We start from the raw sequence: 15,920 nt of genomic DNA, 5'->3' as shown, positions 1-15,920 counted from the left end.
GACATGGTGCATTCTTTGGCGACCGTTGTCGACCTGGTCAACACCTCGCCGTCCACCGGCGGCGACGACGGTCTGGCCAGCCTGGCCGAGTTGCAAGCCTTCGTGGAGTCCCGGCAGATCAGCGGCATCGGCGCGCTGACCGCCCGCGACCTCGGCCAGGTGCGCATGGTGCGCGAGGCGTTCCACCGGGTGTTCACGGCCTCCGACGTGGCGAGCGCCGTGCGCACGCTCAACGCGTTGCTCGCCGAGACGCGCATCACGCCCAGGCTGACCGAGCACGACGGCCACCCGTTGCACGTGCACTACTTCGCCACCGACGCCTCCCTGGCCGAGCACGTGGCCGCCGACTGCGGCGTGGCGCTGGCGCACCTGCTGGTGGAGGGCGAGATGGAGCGCCTGCGCACCTGCTCGGCCCCCGACTGCGACCGCGTGTTCGTCGACGAGTCCCGCAACCGCTCGCGGGTCTACTGCGACAGCCGCACCTGCGGCAACCGCATGCACGTCGCCGCCTACCGGGCCCGCCGCCGCGCCTGACCGTCCCGCACGCGAACCGCCCGTCCCCGCGGCGATCGGGGGACGGGCGGCAGGTGCGGGTGATTCAGGGTGCTTCGCTGGACGTCTGCCACCACGGCGGCTTGGCGGTGGCGAAGACGTCGGAACAGTTGCACGAGCCGCAACCTGGGATCATCGGCCCTCCTTCATCGTGGGGGAACGGGTTGTACCCGCCTTCACCGGCTCTCAGCCTGACCCTCGTGCCAGAATTCCGGATACCGCCGCGACGCCACGGTCTCCTCAGCCGGCGTCGCGCCGCCGCAGGGCGAGCAGCCCGCCGGCCGTGAGCGCGGCCGTCAGCGCGAGCAGCGTCAGCTCCGGCGCCGTGCCGAACGCCTGCCCCGCCATGATGTTCGGCAGGTAGTGGAACGGCTCGAACGGCGTGCCGCCCCACACCCCGTAGAAGGGCGCGACGACCTGTCCGAGCAGGGCGGTCAGGATCCAGGCCGCCCAGCACAGCGGCACGCTCGCCCGGGGCAGCAGCCCGTAGGCCGCCACGCAGACCGCGCCGACGCACCACGCCGCCGGGGCCTGGCTCAGGGCGGCGGCCAGGAAGCGCGGCGCGGTGCCGGCGAAGTCGCCGAGGAGCGCGGCGTACACGGCGCTGAAGACGAGGGCGGCGAGCGCGAGCAGCGCGACCGTGCCGAGCGCGGCCACCGCCAGGTGCCCGGCCGCCCAGCGGACCCGGGTCAGGGGCGTGGCCTGCACCTGGGCGGCGCGGCCCGAGGTCTCCTCCGTACGCAGCCGCACGACCATGAGCACCGGGTAGAGAGCGCTGCCGTAGGCGAGGATCAGCAGGTAGTACCACATGTAGCCGTCGAGGGCGTCCGCCGCGGGGACGCCGAGCAGGTTCGTGATGTTGGCGACCACGACGCTCGGGTGGGCCAGCACGTCCTTGGCCAGCGGGCCCATCGCGCCGCCCATCGCCGCGAACGCCGCCGTCCCCGCCGCCCACTTCAGCAGCAGGCCGCGATGCAGCCGCCGGGCCAGGGAGACCGGGCCGCGCAGCCGGGGGGCCTCCTGCTTGCCCGGCCGTTCCGGCAGCAGGCCCGAGCCCAGGTCCCGGCGGCCGAGCAGCGCGTACGCCAGCGCGCACAACCCCCCGGCGGCCAGGGTGGAGACGCCGAGCAGCCACCAGCGGTCGGCCCGGTAGGCGTCCACCAGGTGGCTCCAGCCGAGCGGCGACAGGGCCTTCAGCCACGGCCGGTCGCTCGCGTCGGCGGCGTAGCGCAGGACGTAGGCCAGGCCGAGGGCGTACAGGCCGATGACCGTGGCGGTGCGGGCGTCGCGCGCCAGTTGCGCGGCGACGGCGCCGACGCCCGCGAACACCCACCCCGCCACCACGACGGCGGCGCCGTAGGCGAGCGTGCCGACGGGTTGGAGGCCGGCGGCGAGCAGGGCGGCGGCGGTCAGCGCCCCGCCGGCCAGGCTGGTCGCCCCGGCCACCAGCAGGGCCGCGCCGAGCGGCGCCCGGCGGCTCACCACGCCCGCGCGGACCAGCTCGGTCCGGCCCGCGTCCTCCTCCCTGCGGGTGTGCCTGATCACGGTCGTCAGGGCGGCGAACGCGTTGATCACGTAGAGGAAGCCGCCGCTGCGCCAGGTCGCCAGCACCTCCAGGCGCGGCTCGACGACCCCGCCGCCGAGCGCACGGAAGAAGGCGTAGCGGCGGACGACCTCGGTGTAGGCCAGCTTCAGCTCGTAGGTGCCCATGTTGCGGTTGATGTAGCCGACCATGGCCAGGCTCAGGGCCACCAGCAGCAGGAGCCACCAGGGGGCGATGGCGCGCTCGCGGCGCAGCGCCAGGCGGACGAGCGTCCACGTGCCGCTCATCGCACGGCCTCCGCCGGCCGGCCGGCCGCGTAGTGGCGCAGGAACAGCTCCTCCAGCGTGGGCGGGCGGCTGTCCAGGGTGCGCACGCCCGCCGCGGTCAGGCTGCGCAGCGCCGGGCCGAGGGCGTCGGCGTCCACGTCGAAGCGCACCCGGCCGCCCTCCGCGCGCAGACCGTGCACGCCGGGGAGCCCGGCCAGCCCTTCGGCGGGCCGGTCGAGCTCGGCGTGCACGGTGGTGCGGGTCAGGTGGCGCAGCCCGGCCAGGGTGCCGCTCTCGACCGCGCGGCCGTCGCGGATGATCGTGACCCGGTCGCACAGCGCCTCGACCTCCGACAGGACGTGGCTGGACAGCAGCACGGTACGGTCGCCGCGCCGCCGCTCCTCCCTGACGACCTCCCGGAACGTCTCCTCCATGAGCGGGTCGAGCCCGGAGGTCGGCTCGTCGAGCAGCAGCAGCTCGGCGTCGGAGGCGAGCGCGGCGACCAGCGCGACCTTCTGCCTGTTGCCCTTGGAGTAGGCCCGGCCCTTCGTGCGCGGATCGAGGCCGAACCGGTCGAGCAGGTCCTTCCTGCGCCCGCGGTCGAGGCCGCCGCGCAGCCGGCCCAGCAGGTCGATCACCTCGCCGCCGGACAGGTCGGGCCACAGCGTGACGTCGCCCGGCACGTACGCCAGGCGGCGGTGGAGCTCGGCGGCCTCGCGCCAGGGGTCGCCGCCGAGCAGGCGGACGCTGCCCGCGTCGGCCCGCGCGAGGCCGAGCAGGATCCGGAAGGTCGTGCTCTTGCCCGCGCCGTTGGGGCCCAGGAAGCCGTGCACCTCGCCGGTGCGCACGCTCAGGTCGAGCCCGTCGAGGGCCCTGGTCCGGCCGTACGCCTTGACGAGTGCGGCCACCGAGATGGCGTCGCTCATGATGATCTGCCTCGTGACTGTTCGCTCGTACAGTTGACTACCCGAACGAGTAGCACGCTATATCGGCGTATAGTCACTGTCCAGCGCGGCAGCTCAGCAGGGGTGAACCCCGGGGTTTCGCTAGGCGCCGGTGACCTCGTTGGGGATCGCGCCGCCGTAGCGGCGGTCGCGCTTGGCGTAGATCTCGCACGCCGCCCACAGGTCGCGGCGGTCGAAGTCGGGCCAGAGCCGGTCGAGGAAGACCATCTCGGCGTAGGCCGACTGCCACAGCAGGAAGTTCGAGAAGCGCTGCTCGCCCGAGGAGCGCAGGAACAGGTCGACCGGCGGGATCTCCGGCTCGTCGAGGTAGCGCGCGAACACCTTCTCGCTCACCTTCGACGGCTTGACCCGCCCGGCCGCGATGTCGGCCGCCAGCTTGACCGCCGCGTCGACGATCTCGGCCTGGCCGCCGTAGTTGACGCAGAACTGCAACGTCAGCTTGCTGTTGCCGAGGGTCATCTCCTCGGCGCTCTGCAGCTCGGAGATCACGCTCTTCCACAGCCGCCCCGGCCGGCCCGCCCAGCGCACCCGCACGCCCATGGCGTTGAGCTCGTCGCGCCGCCGCCTGATGACGTCGCGGTTGAAGCCCATCAGGAAGCGCACCTCGTCGGGCGAGCGCTTCCAGTTCTCCGTGGAGAAGGCGTAGGCGCTCAGGTAGGGGACGCCCAGCTCAAGGGCCCCCTCGATGACGTCGAACAGCGAGGACTCGCCCGCCTTGTGCCCTTCGGTGCGCGGCAGGCCGCGTGCCTTGGCCCAGCGGCCGTTGCCGTCCATCACGATGGCGACGTGCCGGGGCACGAGGTCACGCGGGATCGGCGGCGGTGTGGCGCCTGACGGATGAGGGGTCGGAGGCCGGACGTTCACGCATGCTCCCTTTCGACGTGTCGCAGAGAGCGTATTCCGTGTTCCAGATGCCATTGCAGATATGCGGCCACCAGACCGCTGCACTCGCTGCGGTGGCGCGACTCCGAGGCGTCGGCGGTGGCCCAGTCGCCGCGCAGCAGCGCCGTCATGAGCCCGATCGTCTCCCCCGCCGGCACCGCCGAGCCCGCCGGACGGCACGCCCCGCACACCACGCCGCCCGCGACGATGGCGAAGGCCCTGACCGCCGGGGCCTGGCACTTGGCGCACGCCTCCAGCGCGGGCGCGTAACCGGCCACCGCCAGCGAGCGCAGGAAGTACGCGTCGAGGACCAGCCTGGCCTCGTGGGCGCGTTCGGACAGCGTGCGCAGGCCGCCGACCAGCAGCAGGAACTGCCGCAGCGCCGGCTCCTTCTCGCCGTGGGTCAGCCGGTCGGCCGTCTCCAGCATGGCGCTGCCGGCGGTGTAACGGGGGTAGTCGACGGCCAGCGCCTCGCCGTAGGGCCTGATGGTCTCCGCCTGGGTGATCACGTCGAGCGTGCGGCCGGTGTGGAGCTGGAGGTCGACGTGCGTGAACGGCTCCAGCCGCGCGCCGAAGCGTGACTTGGTGCGGCGCACGCCCCTGGCCACCGCCCGGATCTTGCCGGTGCGCTTGGCCAGAACGGTGACGATGCGATCGGCCTCACCGAGTTTCTGCGTCCGCAGGACGACGCCTTCGTCGCGGTAGAGACTCACTTGCCCATCTTACGGCCGCACGCGCGGCATGTTCCGGGCATGCTCTGGTGACGCGAGTTTGCCCTGCCGTCACTAGACTTTGACGTCTGTCCCCGCATCACCCGTTGTTCAACCCCCCGCTACTGCCTCGAAAGGGAGTCATGACCCGCGTGGTCCTGCTGGGCTCTTCGCCCGGCCCCGACACCTCTCCGACCGGCCTGAGGCTGGCCGCGCTGCCCGGCAATCCCACCGTGGCCGAGCGGCTGCGCAGCCAGCTCGTCTCCTATGACCCGCGGCCCGCCACGATCGAGACCGGCGACGTGGCCGCCGCCCTTCGCGCCCTGGCCGACGTCGCAGAATCGGCAACGGAGAGCCTCTTCATCATCCCCCAGAACTCGGTCGTCCACGACGAGCTGATCTACCAGATCACCAAGGCCAAGCGCGGCGCGCTGGCGCTCGTGGCCAAGGAACCGCGTCTGGAGGTGACCGAGGAGGCGCAGGAGGACACCGTACCGATCGACGAGGCCGACCCGGAGATCGGCTACGGCCGGCTCGAAGGGCTGCCGGTGCGCGCGCGCGTCGGCAAGTCGCGCGTCGTGTCGGTCGGCACCGCCAACCACGCGGTGACCAGGCCCAACGCGGTGCTGCTCGGCCCGCTGCACATCAGCGCCCGCAACGCCCCCGTGCTCGCGCAGACCTGCCGCGAGCTGGCCCTCATGGCCGACCGCTTCGGCGCGGACGACGACCTCGTCCAGCTCGTGGTGTTCGGCCTGGTGCGCAACGGCGTGTCGGTCGGCGTGCGCGGCCGCCGCGACCTGTTCTACCGCCGGGTGAGCACGCCGGAGGAGGTCAACGAGGCCGGTGCCGAGATGGCCGGCATGAACGAGGACCGCGCCCGGCTCAACAACGCGGTCAAGGGCGCCGACGGCTTCTTCACCACCTACTTCGTCTCCACCTACTCGCGCTTCATCGCCCGCTGGGCGGCGCGGCGCGGGCTCACGCCCAACCAGGTGACGCTGATCTCGATCCTGCTCGGCGTGGCCGCCGCCGCCTGCTTCGCCACCGGCGACCGGCCGTGGATGGTCGCCGGCGGCCTGCTGATCTACTTCGCCTTCGTCTTCGACTGCGTCGACGGGCAGGTGGCCCGGTACGCCCGCAAGTTCGGCGTGCTGGGGGCCTGGCTCGACGCCACCTTCGACCGCTTCAAGGAATACGTGGTCTTCGCCGGCCTGGCCGTCGGCTGGGTCGTCTCGGGCAACGGCGACGACATCTGGATCCTGGCGCTGGCCGCCATCGGGCTCCAGTCCGTACGCCACCTGCTCGACTTCTCCTTCGGCATCTCCAACCGGCGCAAGCCGCCCGGGCAGCTGCCCACCCTCCCGCTCGACGCCCCCGACGACCGCGACCTGCGCAGGGCGCTGGAGCGGCGCAAGGTCGAGCGCAGCCAGGGCCTGCGCGGCGTGCTCAAGATGTGGACCAGGGCGGGCAAGTTCCGCGCGGTCCACTGGGCGCGGAAGATGATCGTGTTCCCCATCGGCGAGCGGTTCGCGGCCATCGCGATCACCGCCGCCCTCTTCGACGCCCGGATCACTTTCCTCACCCTCGTGATCTGGGGCTCCGTCGCCGCCGCCTACACCCTCACCGGACGCCTCATGAGGTCGCTCGTATGATCACTCAACCGCAGGCCATGGCCACCCCCACGCCGGACCCCGACGAGGAACGCCGCCGCATCCAGACCGCCCGCCTGCTCGCCTACCGCGACGACGGCCCGCTCGTGCACGCCCTCGCGGGCAAGCTGGGCAAGGGCCTGCCGCCCGTGCCCGCCACGCTCGTGGCGCTGCTCGCCGTCGTCGCCGTCACCGTCGTCGGGCTGCCCGACAAGGGGCCGCTGCTGCTCGTGCCGGTGGCCATCACACTGCTGCTCGTGCTGCCGACCGCGCCGCGCGACCACCTCGGCCGCTTCGACTGGCTCACCCCGCCGCTGCTGCGCGGCACCGAGTTCCTCGCCATGATCGCGATCGGCCTGGCCGCCGGCGCGCCGAAGTGGCTGCTGTTCGTGCTGGTCTACGTCGTGGGCTACCACACCTACGACACCGTCTACCGCACCCGGCAGAGCATCTGGCCGCCCGCGTGGGTGTTCCACGCGGGGCTCGGCTGGGAGCTGCGCCTGCTGATCATCGGTGCCGGTGCGGCGCTGGGCTGGCTGACGCCGGTGCTCGCGGTGCTGACGGCGTACCTGTTCGTGCTGTTCGCGGTGGAGAGCGTGACGAGCTGGGTGCGCCTGGACAAGGCCTCTGCGCAGGCCGGCGCCGACGCCGAGCAGGACCTTGAGGCCTCGCCCGAGGACGCGCTCGAACAGGCCACCGGCGAGGCGGAGAAGGGCTGAGCGGCCACCTCCCCCTCCGGACACGACGGCGGTCACGGGCTCCCGATCAGGGCGCCGGTGGCCGCCGTTTCGCGTGCGGGCGCCGAATCGCCCCGCCAGAAAAGGACATGACGGACTAGTCTGAAATTCAGGGACATTCGAGCCGAGGTCCGGTCCGGCCGGAGCCAGGAGACGCGGATGGCGTTCTTGCCGCGGCCGTTCAGCCGAGGAAACCCGCCGGACGGGCGCGCCGACTTCCCCGGCCGGAGGGCGCCGATGACGAGCCTGTCCGGGCGGGTCGTGGTGGTGCTGGCGCTGGCCGCGGGCCCGGTGAGCGGGTGCGGCACGGATCCGGGCCCGGTGTGCGGCGCGGTCGTCGACTCGACGGGCTACGCCGACCCGGTGACCGCGGGGAACGACGTCGAATCCGAGCTGCCGGGGTTCGCCAAGGGCTGCGACTGGATCGGCTTCGCGGCGGTGACCGGCGACTCGGAGAGCAGCGCGTGCCGCGAGGACCCGGTGCCCATCGCCGCCACCCGCACCGAGAACCCCGGCGACGACCCCGTGGTCGAGGACCGGGTCAGGGCCCGCCGGATCACGCAGGTGCTCCCCCGGGCGGCCGAGCTGCTCGACTGCCCCAAGGAGGGCCGGGGCTCGGACGTCCTGGGCGCCCTGCGGTACGCGGTCAAGCAGCTCGGCGCGCTGCGGCAGCCGGACAGGGAGCACCGGCTCATCGTGTTCAGCGACCTGCTCAACGACCACGGCGACCTGGACGTCGGCGAGCTGGACCTGAGCGAGGCCGCCCGCGGCCGGAAGATCGAGGAACTGCGGGACGCGCGGCTGCTGCCCGACCTGTCCGGGTACGCGGTGGTGGTGCACGGATTCCTGCGGGCGAAGAAGTCCGACCCCGACCGGTTCCCGCTGCTGGAGCGCTTCTGGCGGGCGGCGTTCGAGGCCGCCGGGACGTCGTCCGTCGACCTGCTCTAGAGCGCTCTCCCATATTGACACGCGGTCAGCACCGTGTTTACGTCGCGTCAAGAGAGCGCTCTCTCACTCGACTCCACCACCCCCCATGGAGCAGGGATGACAACAGAGATCCGGCACAGGCGCCGCCTGGTGGCCGTGGCGGTGGTGCTCGTGGCACTCACCGGCCTGCTCGTCAAAGTGGCCGTCAGCGCCTCGGCGTCCGTGCCGTCCACGCCGTCCGGCTGGTCGCTGGTCTGGTCCGACGACTTCAACGGCTCGGCGGGCACGCCGCCCTCGTCCGCCGAGTGGATCATCGACACCGGGCACGGCTACCCCGGCGGGCCGGGCAACTGGGGCACCGGCGAGATCCAGAACTACACCTCCAGCACCTCCAACGTCAGCCTCGACGGCTCCGGCAACCTGCGCATCACGCCCCTGCGCAGCGGCTCGGGCGAGTGGACCTCGGCCCGCATCGAGACCAGGCGGGCCGACTTCAAGCCGGCCGCCGGGCGCGTCCTGCGGATCGAGGGCCGGATCCAGATGCCGGACGTGACCGGGCAGGCGGCGCTCGGCTACTGGCCGGCGTTCTGGGCGCTCGGGGCGCCGTACCGGGGGAACTACTGGAACTGGCCGGGCATCGGCGAGTTCGACATCATGGAGAACGTCAACGGCATCAACTCGGTGTGGGGCGTGCTCCACTGCGGCGTCAGCCCCGGCGGGCCCTGCAACGAGACGACCGGCCTGGGCGCGAGCCGGGCCTGCCCCGGATCGTCCTGCCAGTCGGCCTTCCACACCTACCGCTTCGAGTGGGACCGCGCCGCCAGCCCGAACCAGCTCCGCTGGTACGTCGACGGCCAGCAGTTCCACAGCGTGAGCCAGAACCAGCTCGACGCCACCACCTGGAGCAACATGACCGGGCACGGCGGCTACTTCCTGCTGCTCAACCTGGCCATGGGCGGCGCGTTCCCCAACGCCCTGGCCGGCACCGGCACGCCGACGGCGGCGACCGTCCCCGGCCACCCGCTGCTGGTGGACTACGTGGCCGTCTGGCAGAGCGGCACGGTCTCCACGCCGACGGCGACCCCGACCGTCCCGGGCGGCGTGGACGCGCGCTCCACCATCCAGGCCGAGCGCTACCAGGCCCAGTCGGGCACCATCGTCGAGACCACCACCGACACCGGCGGCGGCCAGAACGTCGGCGCCATCGCGGGCGGCGACTGGCTGCGCTACGACGGGGTGAACTTCGGCTCCGAGCCCGCCCGCCAGTTCAAGGCCAGGGTGGCGTCGGGAGCGGCGGCCGGCGTGAGCGGGCTGGTGCAGGTGCGGCTGGACAGCCCGTCCGCCCCGCCGATCGGCGACTTCGCGCTGGCCAATACGGGCGGCTGGCAGAGCTGGCGCACGGTCCCCGCCAACATCAGCGGCGTGACCGGGACGCACACCGTCTACCTGACCTTCAGCAGCGGCCAGCCCGCCGACTTCGTCAACGTCAACTGGTTCACCTTCTCGACGACCTGACCCCGCTCAGGGCCCTCCTCGGGGCGGCGGGCGTACCCAGGGCCCGGCCCGCCGTCCCCGGGCTGGGGGACAATGAGACGGTGCGCGAATTGCCGGTGATCGACATCTCCCCCTTGCTCGGCGACACCCCGGGCGGCGACAGGCAGGCCGTCGGCGCGGCGATCGGCGCCGCCTGCCGGGACAGCGGCTTCTTCTACGTCCGCGGGCACGGCGTGCCGCAGGAGCTCCTCGACCGGCTCGACGCCGCCGCCAGGCGCTTCTTCGCGCTGCCCGAGGAGGTCAAGGACGAGATCTCGATGGACCGCGGCGGCCCGGCCTGGCGCGGCTTCTTCCCGGTGGGCGGCGAGCTGACCTCGGGGCGTCCGGACCTGAAGGAGGGCGTCTACTTCGGCGCCGAGCAGCCGCCCGGCCCGCTCCCGCTGCACGGCCCCAACCAGTTCCCGATCCAGGTGCCCGAGCTGCGCGAGGCCGTGCTCGCCTACCTGGACACGATGACGGGGGTCGCGCAGGCGGTCATGTCGGGGATCGCGCTCAGCCTGGGCCTGGACGAGGGCTACTTCCGCACCGGCTACACCGCCGACCCGACCGTCCTGTTCCGCATCTTCCACTACCCGCCCGCGCCCCCGGACGACGACGAGACCTGGGGCGTGGGCGAGCACACCGACTACGGCCTGCTCACCCTGCTCCTCCAGGACGCCAACGGCGGCCTCCAGGTCCGGACGGCGGACGGCTGGATCGAGGCGCCGCCGCTGCCGGGCACGTTCGTCTGCAACATCGGCGACATGCTCGACAAGCTCACGGGCGGCCGCTACCGCTCGACCCCGCACCGCGTGCGCAACCGCAGCGGCAACGAGCGCCTGAGCTACCCGTTCTTCTTCGACCCCGGCTGGGACAGCGTGGTGCCGCCCCTCCCCTACGCCGCCGGCGAGCGCTGGGACGGCCAGGTCGACTTCACCGGCACCTACGGCGAGTACCTGCTGTCGAAGGTGTCCAAGGTCTTCCCGAGCCTGTTCGAGCGGCAGATCTAGGCCGACTCCCGCACGATCAGCCGGGTGGGCAGGACGACCGGCGTGGTGCTCCGGCCCTCCAGCCGCGACAGCAGCAGCCGCGCCAGCGCCAGCGCCTGCTCGGTCACGGGCACCCGGACGGTGGTGAGGGCCGGGGTGGTGGCCGAGGCGGCGTCGATGTCGTCGAAGCCCACGATCGCCAGGTCGTCGGGCACCCGCCGGCCCGCGGCGCGGGCGGCCGACAGGGCGCCGATCGCCATCTGGTCGTCGGCCGCGAAGATCGCGTCCAGGTCGGGGGCGTCGCCGAGGAGCTGGCCGGCCGCCGCCGTGCCGGAGGCCCGGGTCAGGTCGCCGATCGCCAGTCTGGGCCGCAGCCCGGCGCGGTCGAGGGCCGCGCGGTGACCGGCGAGCCGGTCTTGAGTGGCGACCAGGTCCATCGGGCCGCAGATCATGCCGATCCGGCGGCGGCCGGTGGCCAGCAGGTGCTCGGTGGCCGCCGCCGCGCCCGCGGCGTTGTCGGCGTCCACGTACGGCACCAGCGAGGCGACCGGCGGCCGGCCCAGCAGCACGAGCGGCACGCCGGTGCGCGTGAGCCCTTCGGCCAGGGTGTCGCCCCGCTCGGGCGGCAGCAGGACGACGCCGTCCACCAGGCGCGCCTCGGCGTGCCGGACGATGCGGCGCCGGCTCTCGGCGGTGTCGGCGAGCATGAGGGTGATCTGCTTGCCCGCGCCCTCCAGCAGGCTCGTCACGTACTGGACGACGGCCGCGACCATCGGGTCGGCGGCGCGCCTGGGGGCCGACAGCACGAGCGCGACGGTGTCGGTGCGCCGCGTCACCAGGCTGCGGGCGGCGGCGTTGGGCACGTAGCCGAGCTCCTTGACGGCCTGCAGGACCGTGGAGCGCACCTCGGGGCTGACCGACGCCTCGCCGTTGACGACGCGGGAGACCGTGGCCCGGGAGACGCGGGCGCGGGCGGCCACCGTCTCCAGCGTGGGACGCCTGGGCGGGGCCTCGGTCAGGCCGTTGCGCCTGATGACGTCGCGGTACCACAATGCGCTGTCCTTGGGCCGCCTGCGCTGGGTGTCGAAGTCGACGTGCACGAGGCCGAACTTGCGCCGGTACCCCTCGGCCCATTCGAGATTGTCGAGCAGCGTCCAGGCGAGATATCCGCGGACGTTGGCGCCCTCCTCGACGGCGGTCCGCAGGGCCCGCAGGTGTTCCTCGATGAAATGCACGCGATCGACGTCGTGAATGCCGTCGGGAGTGACCGTGTCGACGAAGTCCGCGCCATTCTCGGTGATCATCAGTTCGAGTTCCGGATATTCGCCGGTGAGCCGCCGCAGTAACAGCGACAGGGCGTTCGGGACGATCGGCCAGCCCATCGCGGTGACCGCCGTGGGAATGGTGCTGAAAAGCACGCCCGCGCTTCCCGGATAAGCCGGGTCGGCCGGTTCGCCGGGCTGCGCCTGGACGACGGCCGGCGCGTAGTAGTTGACGCCGAGCAGGTCGAGCGGCTGGGCGATGTCGGCCAGGTCGCCGTCGTGGACGTGCCCGAGCCCGGCGTGCTCCTCGATGACCGGCAGCAGGTCGGCGGGGTAGGCGCCGCGCAGCATCGGGTCGAGGAACTGCCGGTGGACGAGCGCGTCGATCCTGGCCACGGCCTCGGCGTCCTCCTCCGACAGCGGCCGGTCGAAGTCGCCGACCTGGGCCGGCGTCAGCACGGGCGAGAAGTTGAGCACGGCCCCCACCTCGGCGGCCCCGGCGGCGCGCAGGGCCTGGGCGCCCAGGCCGTGGGCGAGCAGCAGGTGGTGGGCGCTCCTGAACGCCTCGGCGGCCGACCGGCGGCCCGGCGCGTGCACGCCCGAGCCGTGGCCGACGAAGGCCGCCACCCACGGCTCGTTCACGGTGAACCAGGTGCCGACCCGGTCGCCGAGCCGCTCGGCCACGATCGCCGCGTAGTCCGCGAAACAGCGGGCGGTGTCGCGGGACGGCCATCCGCCGCGCTCCTCCAGCGCCTGCGGCAGATCCCAGTGATAAAGGGTGGCCAACGGCGTGATGCCCGCCTCCAGCAGCGCGTCGACCAGCCGCTGATAAAAGTCGAGACCGGCCGTGTTCACCTTTCCCGAGCCGTCCGGAAGAATGCGCGGCCAGCTCACCGAGAACCGGTACGCGGCCATTCCCAGCTCTTTCATCAGCGAGACGTCCTCGCGATATCGGTGGTAATGGTCGCAGGCATCGGCCGGGCCACCGGCGAAGGCGTCCCAAATGGACGGCCCGCGGCCGTCGGCGGTCGTGCCGCCCTCGATCTGGAAGGCCGACGTCGAGACCCCCCAGACGAAACCCTCGGGAAAACGTGCGATATTCATGTGGCGGCAATCCTCCGGCAGTGGACCGAACGCCCAGTCTCCCGCGCGGCGCTCGTCGCGCGCCAGCCTGGCCAGGCGGTATACAGAGCCCGTGGAACTGGACCGGCTCGATCGTGACATCATCGCGGCGCTCGTCGACGACGCCCGCGCGACCTACGCGGACATCGGCCAGCAGGTGGGGCTGAGCGCGTCGGCCGTCAAGCGGCGGGTCGACCGGCTGCAGAAGAGCGGGGCGATCACCGGCTTCAGCGCGCGGGTCGCGCCGCAGGCCCTCGGCTGGACCACCGAGGCGTACGTCGAGCTGTTCTGCCAGGGCAAGACCAAGCCGTCGGACATCGCCCTGGCCGTGGCCAGGTTCCCCGAGGTGGTGGCGGCGGCCACGATCACCGGCGAGGCCGACGCGCTGTTGCACATCAGGGCCACCGACGTGCGGCACGTCGAGCGGGTCATCGAGCGCATCGCGGCGGAGGCTTTCGTGGTGCGGACCAAGAGCTCGATCGTGCTGTCGCGGCTGGTGGACATCCCGCCGGGAGCCGCCCTGACGGACTCGCGCAACGGATCGCACGTCACCGGCCGATAGACGCAACAGACCTGCGCCAACGCGCAATGCGCACCGCTTGGCCTGCGCAAACGTCAATTCTTAGGCTGTCCCCGTCTCCCCCGACACGGGAACTTCCCCTGAACTGACGACGACGGAGCCCTGCATGCCCAAACACTTCCTCATGTGCCGCCCGGACTACTTCGCGGTCGAGTACGCCATCAACCCGTGGATGGACCCCGAGGCCGGCGCCGACCGTGAGGTGGCGATCCGGCAGTGGGAAGGGCTGAAGTCGGCGTACGAGGAGCTCGGGCACCAGGTCAGCCTCATCGACCCGATCGAGGGCCTGCCCGACATGGTGTTCGCCGCCAACGGCGCGCTGGTCGTCGGCGGCCGGGTCTACGGCGCCCGCTTCACCTTCCCCGAGCGCGGCCCCGAGGGCCCGGCCTACCTGCGCTGGTTCGTCGAGCGCGGCTACCCGACGCTGGAGCCCACGCACGTCAACGAGGGCGAGGGCGACTTCCTCACCCTCGACGACGTCATCCTGGCCGGCACCGGCTTCCGCACCGACGTGGTCGCCCACCAGGAGGCGCAGGAGTACCTGGGCCGCCCGGTCGTCTCGCTGAAGCTGGTCGACCCGCGCTTCTACCACCTGGACACCGCGCTGTTCCCGCTCGACGGCCGCAACGTCGCCTACTACCCCGGCGCCTTCTCCCAGGGCAGCCAGGAGGTGCTGCGCGCGATGTTCCCGGACGCGGTGATCGCGACCGCCGAGGACGCCGAGGTGCTCGGCCTCAACGCGGTCAGCGACGGCCGGAACGTGGTGATCAACTCCGAGGCGTCCGGGCTCCAGCTGGAGCTCAAGCGGCACGGCTACGAGGTGATCCCGGTCGAGCTGTCGGAGCTGCGCAAGGCGGGCGGCGGTCCCAAGTGCTGCACACTGGAGATCAGGGGGGAGAAGTAACATGAGCACCAGCGCAGAGCTGATCGAAGTAAGCGAGCGCCGCAGCGCGCACAACTACCATCCGCTGCCCGTGGTCATCCACGAGGCGCACGGCGCGTGGGTCACCGACGTCGAGGGCAAGCGCTATCTCGACTGCCTGTCGGGCTACTCGTCACTGAACTTCGGCCACGGCAACCCGAAGATCATCGAGGCCGCCCAGGAGCAGCTTAAGAACCTCACGCTGACCAGCCGGGCCTTCTACCACGACCAGTTCGCCCAGTTCTGCGCCGGGCTCGGCGACCTCACCGGCAAGGACATGATCCTGCCGATGAACACCGGCGCCGAGGCCGTCGAGACCGCGATCAAGGTGGCCCGCAAGTGGGGCTACGAGGTCAAGGGCGTCGCGCCGGAGCAGGCCAACATCATCGTGATGGAGGACAACTTCCACGGCCGCACCACCACGATCATCAGCTTCTCCACCGACCCCGACGCGCACGACGGGTTCGGGCCGTACACGCCCGGGTTCAAGATCGTCCGCTACGGCTCGGCCGAGGCGATCAGGGAGGCGATCGACGACAACACCGTGGCCGTGCTCGTCGAGCCGATCCAGGGCGAGGCGGGCGTGCTGGTGCCGCCGGACGGCTACCTGACCGAGGTCCGGCGCATCTGCACCGAGAACAACGTGCTGATGATCGCCGACGAGATCCAGTCGGGTCTTGGGCGCACCGGCCGCACGTTCGCCTGCGACCACGAGAACGTCGTCCCCGACGTCTACATCCTGGGCAAGGCGCTCGGCGGCGGCGTGGTGCCGGTCTCGGCCATCGCCGCGGACGAGGACGTCCTCGGGGTGATCAAGCCGGGCCAGCACGGGTCCACGTTCGGCGGCAACCCGCTGGCCTGCGCGGTCGGCATCGCCGTCATCGACATCCTGAACACCGGCGAGTTCCAGGCCAGGGCCGCCCGGCTCGGCGAGGTGCTGCACGCGCGGCTGCGCGAGCTGGCCGGCAAGGGCGTGGTGGCGGTGCGCGGGCGCGGGCTGTGGGCGGGCGTGGACATCGACCCGGCCCTCGGCACCGGGCGCGAGGTCTCCAAGGCGCTGATGGCGCGCGGCGTGCTCGCCAAGGACACCCACGGGTCCACGATCCGGCTCGCGCCGCCGATCGTGATCTCCGAGGAGGACCTGGTCTGGGCGGTCGACCAGCTCGCCGCCGTCCTCGAAGAGCTCTAGGTCTCCCACGGCTTCGCCTGGTCAGGCCGCCCGCCGTACCACGGCCGGCGGCCCTCCAGGAAACGGCCGCCGACCCTGCGCGGGCGCGCCGC

The 15,920-nt window shown here is 72.3% G+C and carries 14 protein-coding genes; 9 read left to right on the top strand and 5 right to left on the bottom strand.

What is annotated here, in order from left to right:
* The first annotated feature begins 6 nt into the window (after window positions 1-6).
* A complete protein-coding gene (locus ACFYUV_RS27485; protein WP_352323427.1) occupies window positions 7-534 on the top strand; it encodes a CGNR zinc finger domain-containing protein in 528 nt (175 codons plus the stop codon).
* Window positions 535-792: 258 nt separating this feature from the next.
* Here the strand turns inward: ACFYUV_RS27485 and ACFYUV_RS27480 are convergent, their stop codons facing one another.
* From ACFYUV_RS27480 to recO, 4 genes are all read right to left on the bottom strand, one after another.
* A complete protein-coding gene (locus ACFYUV_RS27480) occupies window positions 793-2,382 on the bottom strand; it encodes an ABC transporter permease (protein WP_387672585.1) in 1,590 nt (529 codons plus the stop codon).
* Window positions 2,379-3,287, bottom strand: coding sequence for an ATP-binding cassette domain-containing protein (locus ACFYUV_RS27475; RefSeq protein WP_387672582.1), 909 nt, complete (start codon window positions 3,285-3,287; stop codon window positions 2,379-2,381). The genes ACFYUV_RS27480 and ACFYUV_RS27475 overlap by 4 nt, the downstream gene beginning before the upstream one ends.
* Before the next feature lie 120 nt (window positions 3,288-3,407).
* On the bottom strand, window positions 3,408-4,190 hold the full coding sequence (locus ACFYUV_RS27470; RefSeq protein WP_358292126.1) for an isoprenyl transferase: 783 nt from the start codon (window positions 4,188-4,190) through the stop codon (window positions 3,408-3,410).
* Window positions 4,187-4,921 (bottom strand): DNA repair protein RecO, encoded by a 735-nt coding sequence (recO, locus tag ACFYUV_RS27465; RefSeq protein WP_352352515.1) that lies wholly within the window; start codon window positions 4,919-4,921, stop codon window positions 4,187-4,189. The genes ACFYUV_RS27470 and recO overlap by 4 nt, the downstream gene beginning before the upstream one ends.
* A 140-nt stretch (window positions 4,922-5,061) precedes the next feature.
* Here recO and ACFYUV_RS27460 point away from each other — a divergent pair, with 140 nt between their 5' ends.
* The 5 genes from ACFYUV_RS27460 (at window position 5,062) to ACFYUV_RS27440 (ending at window position 10,774) form a co-directional block, all read left to right on the top strand.
* Entirely contained in the window at window positions 5,062-6,570 is a 1,509-nt protein-coding gene (locus ACFYUV_RS27460; RefSeq protein ID WP_358292123.1) for a CDP-alcohol phosphatidyltransferase family protein, read from the top strand.
* Complete coding sequence (locus ACFYUV_RS27455) at window positions 6,567-7,286, top strand: DUF5941 domain-containing protein (RefSeq protein ID WP_352323408.1); 720 nt, start codon at window positions 6,567-6,569, stop codon at window positions 7,284-7,286. The genes ACFYUV_RS27460 and ACFYUV_RS27455 overlap by 4 nt, the downstream gene beginning before the upstream one ends.
* Before the next feature lie 177 nt (window positions 7,287-7,463).
* Window positions 7,464-8,252 carry a hypothetical protein gene (locus ACFYUV_RS27450; RefSeq protein ID WP_387672577.1) on the top strand — a complete coding sequence of 263 codons (789 nt, stop codon included), beginning with the start codon at window positions 7,464-7,466 and terminating at the stop codon, window positions 8,250-8,252.
* Between the two features lie 96 nt (window positions 8,253-8,348).
* A complete protein-coding gene (locus ACFYUV_RS27445) occupies window positions 8,349-9,746 on the top strand; it encodes a glycoside hydrolase family 16 protein (protein WP_387672574.1) in 1,398 nt (465 codons plus the stop codon).
* 80 nt (window positions 9,747-9,826) lie between these two features.
* Window positions 9,827-10,774: an isopenicillin N synthase family dioxygenase gene (locus ACFYUV_RS27440; RefSeq protein WP_387672571.1), complete on the top strand. Its 948-nt coding sequence runs from the start codon at window positions 9,827-9,829 to the stop codon at window positions 10,772-10,774.
* Here the strand turns inward: ACFYUV_RS27440 and ACFYUV_RS27435 are convergent.
* Window positions 10,771-13,119: a GH1 family beta-glucosidase gene (locus ACFYUV_RS27435; RefSeq protein WP_387672568.1), complete on the bottom strand. Its 2,349-nt coding sequence runs from the start codon at window positions 13,117-13,119 to the stop codon at window positions 10,771-10,773. The two genes, ACFYUV_RS27440 and ACFYUV_RS27435, sit on opposite strands and share 4 nt — an antisense overlap.
* Window positions 13,120-13,210: 91 nt before the next feature.
* On the opposite strand from ACFYUV_RS27435, the gene ACFYUV_RS27430 reads away from it, so the two are divergent.
* The 3 genes from ACFYUV_RS27430 (at window position 13,211) to rocD (ending at window position 15,828) form a co-directional block, all read left to right on the top strand.
* Complete coding sequence (locus tag ACFYUV_RS27430) at window positions 13,211-13,699, top strand: Lrp/AsnC family transcriptional regulator (protein ID WP_387672565.1); 489 nt, start codon at window positions 13,211-13,213, stop codon at window positions 13,697-13,699.
* 124 nt (window positions 13,700-13,823) lie between these two features.
* Complete coding sequence (gene ddaH, locus ACFYUV_RS27425; protein ID WP_352323414.1) at window positions 13,824-14,621, top strand: dimethylargininase; 798 nt, start codon at window positions 13,824-13,826, stop codon at window positions 14,619-14,621.
* A gap of 1 nt (window position 14,622) precedes the next feature.
* Window positions 14,623-15,828: an ornithine--oxo-acid transaminase gene (gene rocD, locus ACFYUV_RS27420; RefSeq protein ID WP_387672562.1), complete on the top strand. Its 1,206-nt coding sequence runs from the start codon at window positions 14,623-14,625 to the stop codon at window positions 15,826-15,828.
* The last annotated feature ends 92 nt before the right edge of the window (window positions 15,829-15,920 follow it).

This window comes from Nonomuraea sp. NPDC003560 (genome assembly GCF_042878785.1).
In the GTDB taxonomy this organism is placed as follows: domain Bacteria; phylum Actinomycetota; class Actinomycetes; order Streptosporangiales; family Streptosporangiaceae; genus Nonomuraea.
This window is presented reverse-complemented; position numbering and strand designations above follow the sequence as displayed.

Excerpts from the sequence above, each read along its gene's own strand:
- ACFYUV_RS27480 (WP_387672585.1), bottom strand. The coding sequence starts at position 2,382 with ATGAGCGGCACGTGGACGCTCGTCCGCCTGGCGCTGCGCCGCGAGCGC.
- ACFYUV_RS27475 (WP_387672582.1), bottom strand. The coding sequence starts at position 3,287 with ATGAGCGACGCCATCTCGGTGGCCGCACTCGTCAAGGCGTACGGCCGG.
- ACFYUV_RS27460 (WP_358292123.1), top strand. The coding sequence starts at position 5,062 with ATGACCCGCGTGGTCCTGCTGGGCTCTTCGCCCGGCCCCGACACCTCT.
- ACFYUV_RS27455 (WP_352323408.1), top strand. The coding sequence starts at position 6,567 with ATGATCACTCAACCGCAGGCCATGGCCACCCCCACGCCGGACCCCGAC.
- ACFYUV_RS27450 (WP_387672577.1), top strand. The coding sequence starts at position 7,464 with ATGGCGTTCTTGCCGCGGCCGTTCAGCCGAGGAAACCCGCCGGACGGG.
- ACFYUV_RS27445 (WP_387672574.1), top strand. The coding sequence starts at position 8,349 with ATGACAACAGAGATCCGGCACAGGCGCCGCCTGGTGGCCGTGGCGGTG.
- ACFYUV_RS27435 (WP_387672568.1), bottom strand. The coding sequence starts at position 13,119 with ATGAATATCGCACGTTTTCCCGAGGGTTTCGTCTGGGGGGTCTCGACG.
- ddaH (WP_352323414.1), top strand. The coding sequence starts at position 13,824 with ATGCCCAAACACTTCCTCATGTGCCGCCCGGACTACTTCGCGGTCGAG.
- rocD (WP_387672562.1), top strand. The coding sequence starts at position 14,623 with ATGAGCACCAGCGCAGAGCTGATCGAAGTAAGCGAGCGCCGCAGCGCG.